This window comes from Paraburkholderia nodosa DSM 21604, assembly GCF_000519185.1.
GTDB lineage: Bacteria > Pseudomonadota > Gammaproteobacteria > Burkholderiales > Burkholderiaceae > Paraburkholderia > Paraburkholderia nodosa.
This window is the reverse complement of record NZ_JAFA01000007.1, coordinates 101,761-117,685: the sequence shown is the minus strand read 5'-3', so window position 1 is coordinate 117,685 and position 15,925 is coordinate 101,761. Positions and strand designations below refer to the sequence as shown.

Sequence of the window (15,925 nt, the reverse complement as noted above, 5' to 3'; positions counted from 1 at the left end):
GGCGGGCTCAACCCGGATGCGCCTGCACGCCGTCACCCGAATCGCACGCAATACACCGGCGGCAAATGCGCCGATACGAGCCGCCAGTTTTCGCCGCCGTCGTCCGAGGTCCAGAGCGCGCCCGTGGTCGAGCCCATGGCGAGACGCGTGCCGGACTCGTCGATGTCGAGTCCGTGCCGGTACACGAGGTCGTATGCCGGTGCGCCGGGCAAGCCGTTCGAGAAGCGCTCGAACGTGCGCCCGCCGTCGCGCGTGCGCGTGACGACGAACTGGCCATTCACGGGAACGCGGTACTGGTCTTTTTGGGCCGGCACGAACCACGCGGTGTCCGGCTCGCGCGGATGCACCGCGACCGCAAAACCGAAACTCGACGGCTGCGCTTCGATACGCCGCCAGTGCGCCGCGCCATCGGTCGAGCGGAAGATCGCGCAGTGATGCTGGGTCCACAGCACATCCGGATTCGCCGCGCATTGCACCACGCGATGCGGGTCCTGAGCGTTGGGCTCGCCGCGCCGCTCGGGCGGCATGTAGTCGGCTTCCATGCCCTCGGCAGTGAGGTGCCAGTTCGCGCCGCCGTCGCCCGTCTGCCAGACGCCGCCGCACGACACGCCCACCGTCACGTGCCGGCTGTCGCGCGGATCGACCATCACCGAGTGAATGCCCGGCGCGTCGTAGCCGCCACCCGCCCATTCGCGCCGCTCCGGGCGGTCCCACAGCGAGCGGTTGAGTTCCCAGCTGTCGCCGCCATCGGCGGAGCGGAACAGGCCGCCAGGGATCGTGCCCGCCCACAGTACGCCCGGCTCGTCCGCGCCGCCCGGTTCGAGCGACCAGATCTGCTGGAGCGACCATGGCGCGGGCAGGCGGCCCAATGCGTCCGGTTCGCTGGCCTGAATGTCGTCGGCCGGCTGTGGCGGATAGACGGGCACCGCGCATTCTTCCCAGTCCGCCATGCCCGCACGCCGGCGATGCAGCTTCACGCCGAAGTGGCCCAGGTTGAGTGCGGCATAGAGCGAGCCGTCGCGCGCGTCGGGCATCACCATACTTACCGGCTCGCCGACGAATTCAGGTTCGCCGATTGTCCAGCCGCCCTCTCCATCGGCTTCCAGAACGAACAACCCCTTGCGGGTTGCGACCAGCAGTCGATCGCTCATCTCGCGTGCCCTCCTGTCGAGCCAGAGTCGGCGCTCTGGTCCCATGCAAAGCTGCGTCTCATCCGCCGGACAGCGCCTGCACGACGTACACCCGGCTCTGCTCGCCGAGCGCGTCGCTCAAATGCTCCCGGTCGCTTAGCCGAACACCGTCCACGAATACCGCCAGATGCTTACGCAACGCGCCCTGATCGTCGAGGATATAGCCGCGCAAACGCGGCTGCTCGGCAAACACGGCATCGAACGCTTCGCGAAGCGTGCGCGCGTCGATCTCGCGCTCGGGCGTCGCGACGTGCCGCTGAATCGAAGCTGCGAAGAAAAGGTGCGCCATGGCGGGCCGGCGGTGCGGAAGTAGCCGCATCCGCCGGTTCTGTAGTTTAGGCCATCCACCGTGGGCGTCGAGTCGTTGGCACGCGCCGAAGCCGAAGTCCCGCGGTGCAGCGCAACACGCGCGGCGTGGCCCGTCCAGGCCCGCCGGATGCCAAGCCAGCCGTTACGGCGCGCTGCCTTCGGGCTTGGACTTGCCGTGCAGGCATGGTGTCGGCAGACGCATGCGGTACAGGGAGATCGCCTGGATCGTGAGCACGCAGAGAATCGCTGTCCCGTAGGCCGCCAGCAGGTTCCAGTGCGTGAGCGTGAGGCTCAGCACGAAGAAGAACGACGCAAAACCCAGCAGTCCTGTGGTCATGCCGCGCATCAGTTGCTGCGCCGCATCATGGCCGATGAGACGGTGCGCGAACACGGCGAGGATGATCGCCATGAACGGGAACGACGCGAGCACGCCGCTCGCCTCGGGTCCGACGTAAGGCGCGATCAGTGTCACGCTCACCACGAGGCCGGCAATGAGCATCATGCGCGACGGTAAATCCCACCACGGCGGCGTGAGCCGCACCGTTCTTGCCGGCTTGTTGGGAATCAGGTTGAGCGCGAGAGCGATGGCCAGAATGGCGAAGAGATAAAGACCGTTGGCAGGCAGCGTGCTCCATTGCAGCACGAGGGCCACGAGAGCGAACGTCGCGCCTGCACCCGCGAGCGCCAACTTCCACCCGCGCGTCGCGAGCCGGCAATAGACGACGCAAAACGCCGCCTGCGCGGCCGTTGCGACGAGGGAACCCGCCGTAGCTTGCGCGGCGAACGCCGGCCCGTGCTCCAGCGCGAGAAAAACCGAAACCGGCCCCGAGGTGAGCGGCAGCCCCACGAGCAAGCCGCCGACCGCTTCGCCCCAGCGGCGAGCGGCGAGACTGGCGGCCAACAGCAACAACGGCGTAAAGACGAGCTTGAAAAGCAGAAGATCCATGATGAGCGACGCAATTCGGAGAATGCCAACTGTCAGGAATGCGCCGCGGGCGTAGCACTGGTTACGTTACGTCCTGCGGCTTTATGCCCATATTGAATGCCGTCAACGTGTCTGACAAACCATTTGTCGTCATATAATGCGTGAGAAAAACTCACACGTGACGCACGCACCCGGCTCCATGTTCGACCGCCTTCCCCCGCTGCAAACCCTGCGCGCCTTCGAAGCCACCGGGCGGCTCCTCAGCATGACGCAGGCGGCGCAGGAACTGCACGTCACGCACGGCGCGGTGAGCCGGCACATCAAGACGCTCGAAAGCCATCTGGGCGTGGCCTTGTTCCAGCGGCTCACGCGGCGCATCGTCCTGACCGAGGCAGGCGCCGAGTTCCTGCTGGCCGTGAACCGCGCGCTCGCGGAATTGACCAAGGAGTCCGAGCGCCTGCGCACGCACGACAGCGTCACGCGCCTGAAGATCAACGCCAGCGTGTCCTTCGCGAACCGTTGGCTCGCGCCGCGCCTGCATCGCCTCAAGACACGCCATCCGGAACTCGACGTCCACCTCGACGTGACCGACAAATACGTCGATCTCAACGACTCGGATGTCGATGTGGCGATTCGCTACGGCAGCGGACGCTATCCGCGCGTGCTGGCCGAGCGCATTCTGGACGAGACCGTGACGCCGGTTTGCAGTGCTGACTATCGGGCGAAGATCGGCGGCATGGCATCGGTCGAGAGTCTCGCGCGCTGCACCTTGCTGCACGAGGGCGGCATGCTCGCGAACTGGGAGCAATGGCTGGCGCTGGCGGGGTTGAGCGGCGTGCGCAGCGATCGCGGCACGGCCTACAGCCATGGGAGTCTCGCGATCGAGGCGGCAATCCGCGGCGAAGGCGTGGCGCTGGGGCGCAGCGTGATCGTGGCGGACGATATCGCGGCCGGTCGGCTCGTCGCGCCGTTCCCGCAGTTGCGTCTCGAGTCCGAGCGCGGCCATGACCTCGTCTACCGCATCGGCAGCCGCGACGACCCCAAGGTGCGTGCCGTGCGAGACTGGCTCGCCGACGAAATCCGCCTCTTTCTCGCCCAGGCCGGTTGAGGGCAGCGCGGGCGCAAGGCGCGATCCGGTCAGTAGCCGAGCGCCACCTTGGCGAGCATGCCGCACGCCACGCACACCAGAATGCCGGCGAAGCCCATCTGCGTATGCCGCGAGGAAACGCGGTGCGAAACGTGACGCCCCAGCATCATGCCGGCGACGGTCGCAACGCTGAACCACAGCGTGAGGTCGAGCCGCAGCGGCACGCCGTGCAGCACCGTCGCCACCACGCCGCCGGAGCCCACGAGCGCGATGACCATCAACGACGTCGCGACGATGCCGTGCATGGAGATGTTCGTGAGCTTGCGCAGCATGGGCACGATGATGAAGCCGCCGCCCACGCCGAGCAGGCCCGTCATCAGTCCCGTCAACGCGCCGGTCGATGCCAGCGCGAGCGCCGTCGCCTTCGACCACACGAGGCGGCCGGTGTCGGGATTGACGCGGCCCACGCAAAGCGGCGACGCTTCGGGCAGCGCGCGCTTTTTCCCGATGGTCTGACGCAGCAGCCGCCCGGCCACGAACAGCATCACGCCGGCAAAGAGCGCGAGCAGCAGGCGTTGCGGCATGGCTTGAGCGAGGCGCACGCCGAGCCACGTGGTCGGCACGCCCGCGAGCGCCATGCAGAACGCTGCGCGATAGCGCACGAGGCGGTTGCGGAAGGCTTCGAGCGCGCCGATCCCCGCGCTGCTCGCCACGGCGATCAAGGCGACCGGCGTGGCCTGCTGCATGGGCCAGCCCATTCCCACCACGATCGCCGGCACGGCGAGAATGCCGCCGCCTGCGCCCGTGAGTCCCAGCAACGCGCCGATCATGGCGCCGAGTACGAGTGAAACGATCATCGGGTTTCGATGTTCATCGTGACCTTGACCGCCGGGATCAAGCGGGCACAGCGACCGCTGCGGCCGGCAGACACGGCGCCACAGCGCGACGAATGCAGTCCACCGCGAAATCGACGTCTTCCGGCTTCGTGAAGCGCCCGAGGCTCAGGCGCACCGTACGGTTCGCCGCCTCTTCGCCAACCCCGATGGCCGTGAGCACGTGCGAAGGCGTGCCCGCCGCCGAGTTGCAGGCCGAAGTCGACGAGATCGCGAGGTCGCCGGTCAGCAGGAACGGGAAGAAGCCCGGCAGATCGATCGTGAGGCTCAGCGTATGGGGAATGCGCTTAGCGCGCGCGGCGTTGAGCGTGACGCCCGGCAACGCGAGCACCTCGGCCAGCAGGCGCTCGCCGAGGCGCGCAATGCGCTCGCTGTCCGCTTGCAGCGCCTCGCGCGCAATCACGCACGCCACGCCCATGCCGACGATCTGATGCGTGGCCAGCGTGCCCGAGCGCAGGCCGCGCTCGTGACCGCCGCCATGCATCTGCGGCGCGATGCGCTCGAACGCCTCGTGACTCACATAGATCGCGCCGATGCCCTTCGGCCCATACACCTTGTGCGCCGACATCGAGAGGAGGTCGATGCCCATCGCTTTCACGTCGATGGGCGTCTTGCCGAGCGCCTGCGCCGCATCGACGTGCAGCAGCGCGCCGGCGGCATGGACCACGCGCGCAATCGCCGCGACATCCGTGAGTGTGCCCAGTTCGTTGTTGACCAGCATGAGCGACACGAGACCGGTGTCGGGCGTCAGCGCGGCGGCCACGGCCTGAGCCGTGATTTCGCCGTGCGCGTCCGGCGCGAGCCGCGTGACGGCCATGCCGCGCGCTTCGAGGCTCGTCATCGTGTCGAGAATGGCCTTGTGTTCAAGCTGGCTCGTGATGAGATGGCGCTTTTGCGTCGCGCGGTCCGCATAGCCCTTGAGCGCGAGATTGTTCGACTCGGTCGCGCCGGACGTCCAGACGATCTCGCCGGCCTCGGCGCCGATGAGCGCCGCCACGTCCTTGCGCGCCTGCTCGACGAGCCGCCGCGCCCGCTGGCCCGCGCCATGCGAGCTGGAGGCAGGGTTGCCGAAGTCGCCTTCCATACCCAGACAGCCGAACATCGCCTCGATCACCCGCGGGTCCGCCGGGGTGGTCGCGGCATAGTCAAAGTAACGCAAATCGCCCTTCTCGCTCATCTTCGTTTCTCGCACAACGGAATGTCGAAAATGCTACGCGTCGGGCGCTAAAAAATGGTTCCAAAATTAAGCGGATTCTCCAAAGAGAGGAGTATCCATTTCTCCTCGACCGGCCTGTCGCGAAATGAAATTCTCGGCACGCACGACGATGCAGCGTGGCGATGCGGAGCCGATTGCACCCTCAATCGAGCGTGCACACTCACGCAAGGTGGGCGACAGCGTAAGCGAGTACCGTGTCCACTGCGCGCCGCGCGAGTGAGAAAAACGCCCGAAAAAAGCGCGTCCGATGCCGTCTCCCGCCCACCTCCGCGAGGTTCGCCATGCCGCTTTCCCGTCGCCGCTTCCTCGAACTGAGCCTCGCCGCGGGCAGCACCGCCTGGTACGCGCAGCGCGGTGCGATGGCTGCAGAGGACATGCAGGCCATGCCCGAAGACCCGCAAGCGATGCAAACGGCCCAGCGCGGCGGGCTCTACGCGAGCCTGCGCGACCCCAACGCCACGCAGCTGCCGCCCGCAGCATTCACACAGCGCTTCTTCTACTCGAGCGCGCCGCGCGCCACGCCGCAAGGCGCGTGGGCCACGGCCGCGCCCTTGCCGCTGCCGCGCAGCGAAATGGCATGGGCGACGAGCGAGGGCGAGCGCATGCATGTGATCGGCGGCTACGGTGCGGGCCAGGTCGCGCGCCCTTATCACCACGTATTCGATGCGGCGCGCGGCGCCTGGCGCAACGCCGCGCCCGTTCCGCGCGGCGCGAATCATATCGGCGTGGCGGCGCTCGACGGCGTGGTCTATGCGATGGGCGGCTTCGTCGAGCAGAACCGCATTGCCGTGCCCGACTGCTACGCCTATGTCGTGGCCGACGACCGCTGGCACGCAATTCACCCGCTTTCGCGCGGCTCGCGCGGCGCGATCTCCGTCGTGGCGCACGACGGCATGCTGCACGCGATCGGCGGCCGCGACACGCGCTCGGTGGACTGGCACGAGGCGTACGACCCGCAGAGCGACAGCTGGAAGACGCTCGCGCCCATTCCCGGGCCGCGCGACCACACAGCGGCCGTCTCGCTAGCGGGCTGGATACTCGTGGCCGGCGGGCGCATGGATACGTTCGACTTCAACACCGGCATGCACGTGGCCTACGACGCGAAGCGCGACGCCTGGGAAGAACGCGCGCCCATGCCCACGCCGCGCTCCGGTCACGGCGGCGCGGCGTGGCGGGGACGGTTCTTCTGCATGGAGGGAGAAGGCACGCGGCGCGTATTCGGGCAGAACGAGGGCTACGACCCGGCCACCGATTCATGGCAGGCCTATGCGCCCATGCTCACGCCGCGTCATGGCATGGGCGCGGCGGTCGTGGGCGATGCGATTCACGTGGCGGGCGGCGGCCCCATGAATGGCGGCGTGTTTCAGACTTCGGTGCACGAAGTGTTTTCGCTTTGAGCCTGGGCGTGCTCCGCCTCCGGCAGGCAGGGCCGGCTCACCCTTCGGGCATGGCAATGTCCGCGCGAATCAGCTCATCCGCGAGCGCGAGTGCCTGTTGCCTGGCCAGCGGCCCCGTGGCGCACGGCCCCGGACGCGGACAGCCGTCGAACGGATAGATGAGCCGCCCATCGGTCTTGCGGCGAATACGCAGCAATCCGTAGTAGCGGCCCGCGCCGTCGATCTGCTCGCCGCAGAAGACTTCGTAGTCTTCCGCGGTGGTCGGGCGGCGCACGGCCTCTTTCGGCCTTTTCTCTGGCATGTCGGCACTCCGCGTATTCCTGGGGCGAGGTATGCAGATATCCAGCAAGCGCCGCGCCTGCGAGGGGCGTCGCACGGAAGTCGGCGATAACGGGCACAATACGCGCCTACGCCGCCGCGCCGGACGCTATGTTCGTGATCCGAACACGCTTTCCGAACCTGCAGCTCGATCGCTCCCGCGCCGCCGCACCGGAATCCGCCCTCTTCAAGCTGTCATGACCCACGATCTGCCCGAACGTCCAGCCACCGCCGCCCCCCCGGCGAACTCGCCGCGCTTCCTGCTGTTCCTGATCTGCCTGTTCGCCTCCGCCGGACAGCTCGCCATCGACATCTACGTGCCCGCGCTGCCGGCCATGGCGCGCTACTTCGCGACGTCGCCGCAGGCGATCCAGTCGAGCGTGTCCGTTTATCTCGCCGCCTACGCCCTCGGCCAGCTCATCTTCGGGCCGATTTCCGACGCCCTCGGGCGCAAGCGCGTGCTGGCCTTCGGCCTCGTGATCTATACGGTCGGCTGTCTGCTCTCGCTCGCCGCGCCCAATCTGGAAACCTTCGTGCTGGCGCGCTGCCTGCAGGGCTTCGGCATCGCCGCGACCAATCTGCTCGCGAAAGCCATCATCACCGACTCGTTCGTGGGCACCGCGCTCATGCACGCGTTCACCTACATGTCGATTACATGGGGGCTCGCGCCGATCATCGCGCCGGTGATCGGCGCGCATCTGCAGGAGCTGTTCGGCTGGAAGGCCTGCCTCGTGTTCCTGCTCGTGTATTCGCTGGTGATGTGGGCGCTGCTGTGGCGCTTTCGCGAAACCTTGCGGCAACCGGTGCATCTGGAACCACGCACGCTCATCGCGAACGCGGGCAAGGTGCTCGCGAGCCCGGTGTTCCAGAGCTGCTTTCTGGCCCAGGGCCTGTGCTACAGCATCCTGCTCGTCTTCAATGTCGTCGGGCCGTTCATGGTGCAGAACACGCTGCACAGGCCGCCCACCTTCTTCGGCTATCTCGCGCTCGGCATCGGCCTGATGTATTTCCTGGGCGGCCTCTCGAACCGGCTGCACGGCCCGCGCCTGCCCACCCCGGAACAACGTCTGCGCGTGGGGGCGCGCGTGATGGCGGGCGCGGCCATCGCCATGCTCGTGCTCGCGCTCACGGTGGGCCTGCGCGTGTGGACGCTTGCCGTTCCGGTACTCGTGATGGGTCTGTGCGCGGGTGCGATGTACCCCACGCTGATGGCCAAGGGCAATTCGCTGTTCCCGCATATCGCGGGTTTGACGAGCGCGATTCTCGGCTGCGCGCTGCTGCTCGTTTCCTCGGCGATGATGGGGCTGGCCGGTTTCGTCTCCGTGCACGTGCTCACGCCGCTCGCGGTGTTCTTCGTGCTGCTCGCGCTCACCGTCGTCGTGATGGTGACGAAACTGCTGCGCCACCTCGCGCAGAGTCAGGCTGCCGCCGCCGCGCTCGCGCCGCGCAGCGGCGAGGCGGCGTGAGCCGCTACGGTCAAGCCATTAGCGGATCGCGCGCGCCACGTCCTGCAACTGCGTGAACGCGCGATAACGCGCTTCGTGCAGCGCCGCGATCTCGCCCGTGGCCGGTGCGTAGACCTTGCTGATCTGCGACATCGCGGCCATCGCCTCGCGCACGTTGTCGTATAGGCCGCCAGCCACGGCACCCAGCATGGCCGCGCCCAGCAATACGGGCTCCTCGGCGTGGGTGGCCAGCACGGGCTTGCCCGTTGCGTCCGCAAGCAGTTGGCGCACGAGGTCGAGCCGCCCCGCGCCGCCGCTGATCACGACCTGCTCGATCGGCGCGCCCGCCTGGGCCTGCACCTCGATGATCTGCCGCAGCCCATAGCCGATGCTGCCAATGCCCGCGACATAGAGCGCGACGAGGCTCTCCATGTCCGTCTCCATGCCGAGTCCCGCGATGACGGCCCGCGCGTGCGGATCGGCAAACGGCGCGCGGTTGCCGAGGAATTCCGGCACGACGTGCAGGCCCTGATCGTGCGCGAGTCGCACCGCGCCCGACTCACCCTGCCCAGCCTGAACCGCCAGCCCGGCAAGCATCGTCGGCAGCGACTGGCCTTCGCTCGCCGCGCGGCTCGCGGCTTGCGTGGCGAGCGGATGCATTGTGAGCAAGCGCTCGATCGCCGCGCCCGCCACCGACTGCCCGCCTTCGTTGAGCCACGCCCCGGGCACCATCGCCGCGTAGTACGGCCCCCACACGCCGGGCACGAACACGGGGTCGCGCGTGGTCGTCATCGTGCATGACGAGGTGCCGAACACATACGCGAGGCACGCCTCGGGTTGCCCTTGCGCGCCGACCGTGCCGATGCCGCCCGCGTGCGCGTCGATCACGCCCGTCGCGACGGCGGTGCCCGCGCGCAGGCCGAGCTGCGCGGCGGCCTCGGGCGTGAGCCCGCTGCCGAGCGGCGTGCCCGGCTCGACCATCGTGCGGCCGATGCGCGCGAAACCTTCGTCGGCAAGCACGCCAAGGCCCACAGTGCGGAAGTAGCTCTCGTCCCAGCGCTGCTCGTGCGCGAGATAGGTCCACTTGCACGTCACGGTGCAGGTCGAGCGCGAAAGATCGCCCGTGGCGCGCCACGTGAGGAAGTCGGTCAGGTCGAAGAACTGCCAGGCCGCGGCGAACACCTCGGGCCGGTTTTCCAGCAGCCACAGCAGCTTGGGCGTTTCCATCTCGGGAGAGATCTTGCCGCCCACGAAGCGCAGCACATCGTGGCCCGTGGCGTTAATGCGCTCGGCTTGCTCCACGGCGCGATGGTCCATCCACACGATGATGTCGCGCTCGGCCACTTCGGAGGGCCCAACGGGCAGCGGCGTGCCGCCCTCGCCCAGCACGACGAGCGAACAGGTGGCGTCGAAGCCGATGCCGGCAATCTGCTCCGGCGCGATCGCGGCCTGCGCGAGCGCCTCCTTCACGGCCTGGCACACGGCGTCCCAGATCTGCGTGCTCGATTGCTCGACGATCGCGCCGCTCTCGTGAAACACGCTGATGTCGTGTTTCGCCGACGCCACCATGCGTCCAGCGGAATCGAAAATGCCGGCGCGGGCGCTGCCCGTGCCCACATCGACGCCGACGGTATGGCGCGCGCCGCCGGCCTGGTTATTTGAGGTCATGGCTCGTTGACTATGGGGTTACAAATCGACACTGTTCGGCAGGATCACGAGGTCGCGAATGGTGACGTTGCGCGGCCGCGTGAGCATGAATACTACGCAATCGGCCACTTCCTTCGGCTGCATGAGACTGCCCTGGGCCAGCGCTTCGTCCATCTTCGCCTTGGGCCAGTCGTCGAGCAAGGCCGTGACCACGGGGCCCGGCAGCACCGCGCCCACGCGCACGCCGTGCTTCGCGACCTGGCGGCGCACGGTGTGCGTAAAGGCCTGCACCGCGAACTTCGAGGCCGTGTAAATGGGCTCCCACACCACCGGCACGACGCCCGCCACCGAACTCGTGAAAACGATATCGCCCGCCTTCTGCGCGATCATGTGCGGCAGCACCGCATGCACCGAGCGAAACGCGGCGTTGATGTTCAGGCTGAGCATGCGGTCCCACTCGTCGGGATTGCCGTTCGCCACCTCGCCGCCGATATACGCGCCCGCGTTGGCGTGGAAGATGTCGAGGCCGCCTGCGAGGTCGAGGATCCTGGGCAGCATGGCCGCATAGTCCGCCGGGTTGAGCAGGTCCATGGCGAGCGGCAGCGCATTGGGCCCCAGTTCCGCGCAACATTTCGCGAGCCGGTCCTCTGCGCGGTCGATCAGCACGACTTTCGCGCCTTCGTCCACGAACGCGCGCGCGCACGCGAAGCCGATGCCGGACGCCGCACCCGTAATGGCGGCGACCTTTCCCTTGATCGATTCAGACATGGGTGACTTTCTCCTTGAATCAGGTGCCGACGCCTCAGGCGCGGCCATGCGAAACACGCGACTGGCGGGCGAGCGAATCGACGATCACCGCAATGGCCAGCACGGCGCCGGTAATCATGAAGCGCAGCGACGACGACAGGTTCAGCAGCGTCAGGCCGCTCGCAATCGACTGGATCACGATGATGCCGAGCACTGCCGACCAAGCACTGCCGCGCCCGCCGAACAGGCTCGTGCCGCCGATCACGGCTGCCGCGATGGCGTTGAGGTTCACGTCGCCGGTGCCGGCCTGCTGGCTCGCCGAAGCGAGCCTGGCCGCGGTCAGCACGCCGCCGATCGCGGCCAGGCTCGCGCACAGCACGAAGGCGCTCGTATAGATCGCGCCGACCTTGATACCCGCGCGGCGCGCGGCTTCGTGATTGCCGCCCACGGCGTGCATCGAACGGCCCCAGCGCGTGCGCGTGAGCGCGTACTGCATGACGACCGCGAGACCCAGAAAGAGGCCGAACATCAGCGGCACGCCACGCCCCCGGTTGAGATAAGCCACGACGATTTCGAGGAACACGGTCAGCGCCGCCACGCGCCCGAGCAGGCCTGCGACCGAAGGCGCCGAAAGCCTGGCCGCATGGCGGCGCGTGCGCGTGCGCATGCCGAGCAGCAGGAGCACGATACCGGGCAGCAGCGCGATTACGTGCGAGACGATCGGCGGGATCACCATCAGTTGCCCGAAATTCACCATCGTCGAGCCGTAGGGCAAATTGATCGAACCCGTCGAACCGAGCACGTAGAGCTGCATGCCGAGGATGGCAAGCAGGCCCGCGAGCGTCGAGACGAAACTTGGCATGCCTATCCAGTTGAGCAGCAGCGCGTACAGCGCACCGATCACTGCGCCCACCGCAATCGCGGCGACGACGGCGAGCAGCACGGGCCAACCGTCGTTGACCCACAACGTGCCGACGAGCGCCGAAGCGAAGCCGCTCATCGAGCCCACCGAGAGATCGATCTGCCCGAGCATCAGAACGCAGACAATGCCAAGAGAAATGACGCCGACCGTCGAGCAGTCGAACAGCATGTTCACGAGGTTGTCGGCGGAAAGAAACACAGGGTTCAGGCTCGTGAACACCGTCCAGATGATCACGAGCCCCGCGATGACCGGGAGCGAACCCAGGTCGCCCGAGCGCACGCGATCGACGAATGCCGACACACTCTCGCCGACGCCGCTCGCATGCTTCACGCGCACGTCGCTGCGGTCGAGCAGCGTGGATGGCTTCGACTCCGGCTTCGATTCGGGCTTCGAGCCGTCCGGGGTTTCAGGCTGCGGAGCGCCATGGATAGTCTTGCTCATGATCGTTCCTTTCACTGGACGTCCTGTTGCGCCTGGCGGCGGCCCGCGCGGCGCGACACCGCGTTTTCCGTCGCCCCGGTGATCGCCGCCACGAGTTCGGCGTTGGATGAGTCGGGATAGAAAATCCCGTTGTTGCGGCCGAGGCGCAGCACGACGATGCGGTCGGCCACGGCGCGCACGTCTTCCATGTTGTGGCTGATCATGATGACGGCGTGCCCGCGCTCGCGCACGCGCTCGATCAGGTTCAGCACCTCGGCGGTCTGGGCCACGCCGAGCGCGGCGGTCGGTTCGTCGAGCATGATGAGCTTCGGGTCGAGCAGCAGCGAACGTGCTATCGCCACGGTCTGACGCTGGCCGCCCGAGAGCGAGGCGACCACGTCGCGCACGCTGGGAATGCGCGCCGAAAGCTCGTTGAGGAGCGTCCAGGCCTTCACTTCCATCGTGACCTCGTCGAGCCGGTAAGGGCTCAACTCGCGGCCGAGGAAGATGTTCGCCACGACATCGAGGTTCTCGCACAGCGCGAGGTCCTGGAACACCGTCGCGATCCCCAGGTCGAGCGCCGTGCCCGGATCGGACAGGTTCACCGGCTGGCCGCGAAACGTGATCGTTCCGGCGCTCGGCTGGTGCACGCCCGCAAGAATCTTCACGAGCGTCGATTTGCCCGCACCGTTGTCGCCGACGAGGGCGACCACCTCGCCCGCATGCACGTCGAGCTCGATATCCGTGAGGGCCGAAACCGCACCGAAGTGCTTCGAGATGCCGCGCAGGCTCAGCACCAGCTCGCCGGGCGCGCCGCTTGTCGTGGCTCGGTCCGTGGCGCGGTTCGTTGATTCATCAGTCATGAAATGGGTACCTCTTCGTTGCTCTCGGGGCCCGGCGCGCGCCGGGCCCAGCCATGCGCATCAGCCGCCGATGCCGAGCTTCTTGCAGCCGTCGGCGTAACGGCCCGTGCACAGGTCCGTCGCTTTCGCGAAGCCCTTGTCCACCACCTCGGCCTTGATGTTCTTCTGCGTGATGACGGCCGGCTTGAACAGTTGCGTGGGCGTCTTGAAGAGCGTCGTCTCGCCCTTCACGGGCTTGCCGTCGAGGAAGCCCACGGCCACCTTCGCCGCCGCGCCCGCCACGATCTCGCTGGGCTTGAGGATCGTGTTGTACTGGTCGCCCGCGATGATGAGCTGCAGGCCCGCGGTGGTCGCGTCGTTACCGGTGACCGGCGGAACCGGATTCACGCCCGCCGCCTTGAAGGCCGCGATGGTGCCGCCCGCCGTGCCGTCGTTGGCGGCCACGACGCCCACGATCTGCGGCCCGAAGCGCGTGATCTGCCCGCTCACCCATTGCTGCGCCTTGGGCGGCGCCCACTCCGGCGTGTCGTACTCGGAGAGCGTCTTGTAGCCGCTGCCCTGCAGCCCTTCGTGAATGCCCTTCTTGATGAGCCCAGCGGCGGCGTCGGTCGGCGAGCCGTTCACTTCGAGCACGCCGCCCTTGCTCCCGGCCACGCCCGACGCCTTCAGTTGCTGCACGAGCGACTGCGCAATGGACTTGCCGATTTCCTCGTTGTCGAACGACACGTAGTAATCGGCAGGCGTGGACGGCACGGGCCGGTCGTACGCAATGACCTTGATGCCCTGGCTCTGCGCAATATGCACGAGCGAAGCCGCGGCCGTGGAGTCCACCGGGTCGAGCACGATGACCTTCGCGCCCTGGGCGATCACCGAATTGAACTGTTGCTGCTGCTGCGAGGCATCGGCATTCGCGTTCTGGTAGAGCACCTTGCAGTCGGGGCAGAGCTTGCCCATCTCGGCCTTGAAACCGGGGAAGTCGTGCTGCTCGTAGCGCGTGGAGGCCTGGTCGGGCATCAGGAACGCGACCGTGCCGCTCGGCGCGGCGTAAGCCGACGTAATGCCCGCGAGGGCAAGACTGAGCGCGGCGGCGCCGATCAGCTGGGTGTGAAGTCGGGTCATTGGGTGTCTCCGTTTTTTGGTTGAATGCCTGGTAGGGTTGCCGGTGCTGTCGTGCTGCCTTGTGAACGTGTGAGTTCGTCCTCCGCAATACCTGACATGCGCACTGCGTTTGAATGCCTCTTGCTGGGCGATCCGCTAGCCGATCGCAGGCGCGCCGTACAAGGCTTCGCTCTTGCTGGCCGCGCTCGCGGCATTGAGCCGCTGATACGACCGCCAGCGCGACGGCGACATTTCCTTGATCAACAGGAACTGGCGGTTGAAATTCGAGAGGTTGTTGAAGCCCACCTGATAGCAGATGTCGGTGATGTTCAGTTCGCCTGACATCAGCAGCTGGCACGCCAGATTGATGCGCAGCTGGTTCACGTAGCGCACGAACGACACGCCCGTATGGCGGCGGAAATAGCGCGAGAACGCGCTTACGCTCTGCCCGGCGAGTTCCGCCAGCTCCGTTTCGCGCAGCTCCTGGGAGAGATTCTTGCCGATGAAGGCGAGCACGTGATTGATGCGCGTGCCCGCATAGCGGGCCGGGTCGGCGCGATACGCCTCGCTTGCGAGCGCCGCGGGCTCCTCGCTTTGCACGAGCAGATCGAGCAGGTCGATGAAGAGCGTGACACGCCGCATGCCCTGTGCGCCGAGCATCTCGCGCAGGATCGGCTCGGCGGCCGCGCCCGTTTCCGGCGTGAACAGGAGCCCCCAGCGCGACGCGTCGAGCAGCGTCTCCACGCGCCTGAATTCGGGAAACGCATCGATCGCGCGGGCGATGAAATCCGCATCGAACTGGAGGACGAGACAACGTTCGTCCACCGGCTCGTCGTGCGGCACGCTGCTCACCCAGTTGTGCGGCAGGTTCGGTCCGATCATCACGAGATTGCCGGGCGCGAAGCTGCCGATGAAATCGCCCACGAAATACTTGCCTGTGGTCGCGGTGATGAGGTGGATCTCGTACTCGGGATGGAAGTGCCAGCGCACCGTCCGATAGGGGTAGCCGTGCGACCAGACCTTGAACGACTCGTCGCGCGGCACGGCGACCAGCTCGAGGTCAGGCTGGGAATGTGTGGCGCAAGGCACGCTCGTGCGCGCCGTGGCTGCCCCAAAGGTTTGCATCTCGACTCCTCCTGCACGGTTTTTTTCTTGTTCTGCGACGGCTGCTCGCGCATACGCTGGACCTACCCTCGGACCGCGCGCCGCCATGACTGAAAATTACCCGCCGCGGCACGCCTCCACCACTGAAAATCAGACCGCAGACTGATACTTTCTTGCATTCGGGTTAGTCCTGGGCCGATTCCAGTGTGCCGGAAGTCAACTTTTGTGCATAGCAACAGCCCTCGCTGGCGAACTGCGAAACAACTCAACCACCACAAAAACGGCAAATGTTGCTACCACTCGATCAAGCGCGAAGCCCAAGGAACGGTCAAAAGTCTCCACTG

14 protein-coding genes and 1 pseudogene are annotated in these 15,925 nt (G+C 67.0%); 3 read left to right on the top strand and 12 right to left on the bottom strand.

Annotated elements, in window-relative coordinates; translation table 11 throughout:
• Positions 1-32: 32 nt before the first annotated feature.
• The 3 genes from A3CW_RS0112155 to A3CW_RS46040 form a co-directional block, all read right to left on the bottom strand.
• On the bottom strand, positions 33-1,151 hold the full coding sequence (locus A3CW_RS0112155; protein WP_028203820.1) for a WD40/YVTN/BNR-like repeat-containing protein: 1,119 nt from the start codon (positions 1,149-1,151) through the stop codon (positions 33-35).
• Between the two features lie 58 nt (positions 1,152-1,209).
• Positions 1,210-1,479: a MoaD/ThiS family protein gene (locus A3CW_RS0112150; RefSeq protein ID WP_028203819.1), complete on the bottom strand. Its 270-nt coding sequence runs from the start codon at positions 1,477-1,479 to the stop codon at positions 1,210-1,212.
• A gap of 162 nt (positions 1,480-1,641) precedes the next feature.
• Positions 1,642-2,445: a hypothetical protein gene (locus tag A3CW_RS46040; RefSeq protein WP_051481411.1), complete on the bottom strand. Its 804-nt coding sequence runs from the start codon at positions 2,443-2,445 to the stop codon at positions 1,642-1,644.
• A 157-nt stretch (positions 2,446-2,602) separates the two neighbouring features.
• Here A3CW_RS46040 and gcvA point away from each other — a divergent pair, with 157 nt between their 5' ends.
• Entirely contained in the window at positions 2,603-3,532 is a 930-nt protein-coding gene (gcvA, locus tag A3CW_RS0112140; RefSeq protein WP_245623615.1) for a transcriptional regulator GcvA, read from the top strand.
• Positions 3,533-3,561: 29 nt separating this feature from the next.
• Here the strand turns inward: gcvA and A3CW_RS0112135 are convergent, their stop codons facing one another.
• Positions 3,562-4,368: a sulfite exporter TauE/SafE family protein gene (locus tag A3CW_RS0112135; protein WP_028203817.1), complete on the bottom strand. Its 807-nt coding sequence runs from the start codon at positions 4,366-4,368 to the stop codon at positions 3,562-3,564.
• 40 nt (positions 4,369-4,408) lie between these two features.
• Positions 4,409-5,581: pseudogene (locus A3CW_RS46035) on the bottom strand (cysteine desulfurase family protein); the annotation flags it as partial.
• Between the two features lie 320 nt (positions 5,582-5,901).
• Here A3CW_RS46035 and A3CW_RS0112120 point away from each other — a divergent pair.
• Positions 5,902-7,017, top strand: coding sequence for a Kelch repeat-containing protein (locus A3CW_RS0112120; RefSeq protein WP_028203816.1), 1,116 nt, complete (start codon positions 5,902-5,904; stop codon positions 7,015-7,017).
• Between the two features lie 37 nt (positions 7,018-7,054).
• On the opposite strand, the gene A3CW_RS0112115 is transcribed toward A3CW_RS0112120, so the two are convergent.
• Positions 7,055-7,318: a DUF6723 family protein gene (locus A3CW_RS0112115; RefSeq protein WP_051481410.1), complete on the bottom strand. Its 264-nt coding sequence runs from the start codon at positions 7,316-7,318 to the stop codon at positions 7,055-7,057.
• A 214-nt stretch (positions 7,319-7,532) separates the two neighbouring features.
• On the opposite strand from A3CW_RS0112115, the gene A3CW_RS0112110 reads away from it, so the two are divergent.
• Positions 7,533-8,801, top strand: coding sequence for a multidrug effflux MFS transporter (locus tag A3CW_RS0112110; protein WP_028203814.1), 1,269 nt, complete (start codon positions 7,533-7,535; stop codon positions 8,799-8,801).
• Positions 8,802-8,819: 18 nt separating this feature from the next.
• On the opposite strand, the gene A3CW_RS0112105 is transcribed toward A3CW_RS0112110, so the two are convergent.
• The 6 genes from A3CW_RS0112105 to A3CW_RS46030 form a co-directional block, all read right to left on the bottom strand.
• Positions 8,820-10,448 carry an FGGY-family carbohydrate kinase gene (locus A3CW_RS0112105; RefSeq protein WP_028203813.1) on the bottom strand — a complete coding sequence of 543 codons (1,629 nt, stop codon included), beginning with the start codon at positions 10,446-10,448 and terminating at the stop codon, positions 8,820-8,822.
• An 18-nt stretch (positions 10,449-10,466) separates the two neighbouring features.
• Positions 10,467-11,195 (bottom strand): SDR family oxidoreductase, encoded by a 729-nt coding sequence (locus A3CW_RS0112100; RefSeq protein WP_028203812.1) that lies wholly within the window; start codon positions 11,193-11,195, stop codon positions 10,467-10,469.
• A gap of 34 nt (positions 11,196-11,229) precedes the next feature.
• Entirely contained in the window at positions 11,230-12,537 is a 1,308-nt protein-coding gene (locus tag A3CW_RS0112095; protein ID WP_081771626.1) for a sugar ABC transporter permease, read from the bottom strand.
• Positions 12,538-12,548: 11 nt separating this feature from the next.
• Complete coding sequence (locus A3CW_RS0112090) at positions 12,549-13,379, bottom strand: ATP-binding cassette domain-containing protein (protein WP_028203810.1); 831 nt, start codon at positions 13,377-13,379, stop codon at positions 12,549-12,551.
• Positions 13,380-13,439: 60 nt separating this feature from the next.
• On the bottom strand, positions 13,440-14,498 hold the full coding sequence (locus A3CW_RS0112085; RefSeq protein ID WP_028203809.1) for an ABC transporter substrate-binding protein: 1,059 nt from the start codon (positions 14,496-14,498) through the stop codon (positions 13,440-13,442).
• 135 nt (positions 14,499-14,633) lie between these two features.
• Complete coding sequence (locus A3CW_RS46030; protein WP_051481409.1) at positions 14,634-15,602, bottom strand: AraC family transcriptional regulator; 969 nt, start codon at positions 15,600-15,602, stop codon at positions 14,634-14,636.
• Positions 15,603-15,925: the final 323 nt, after the last annotated feature.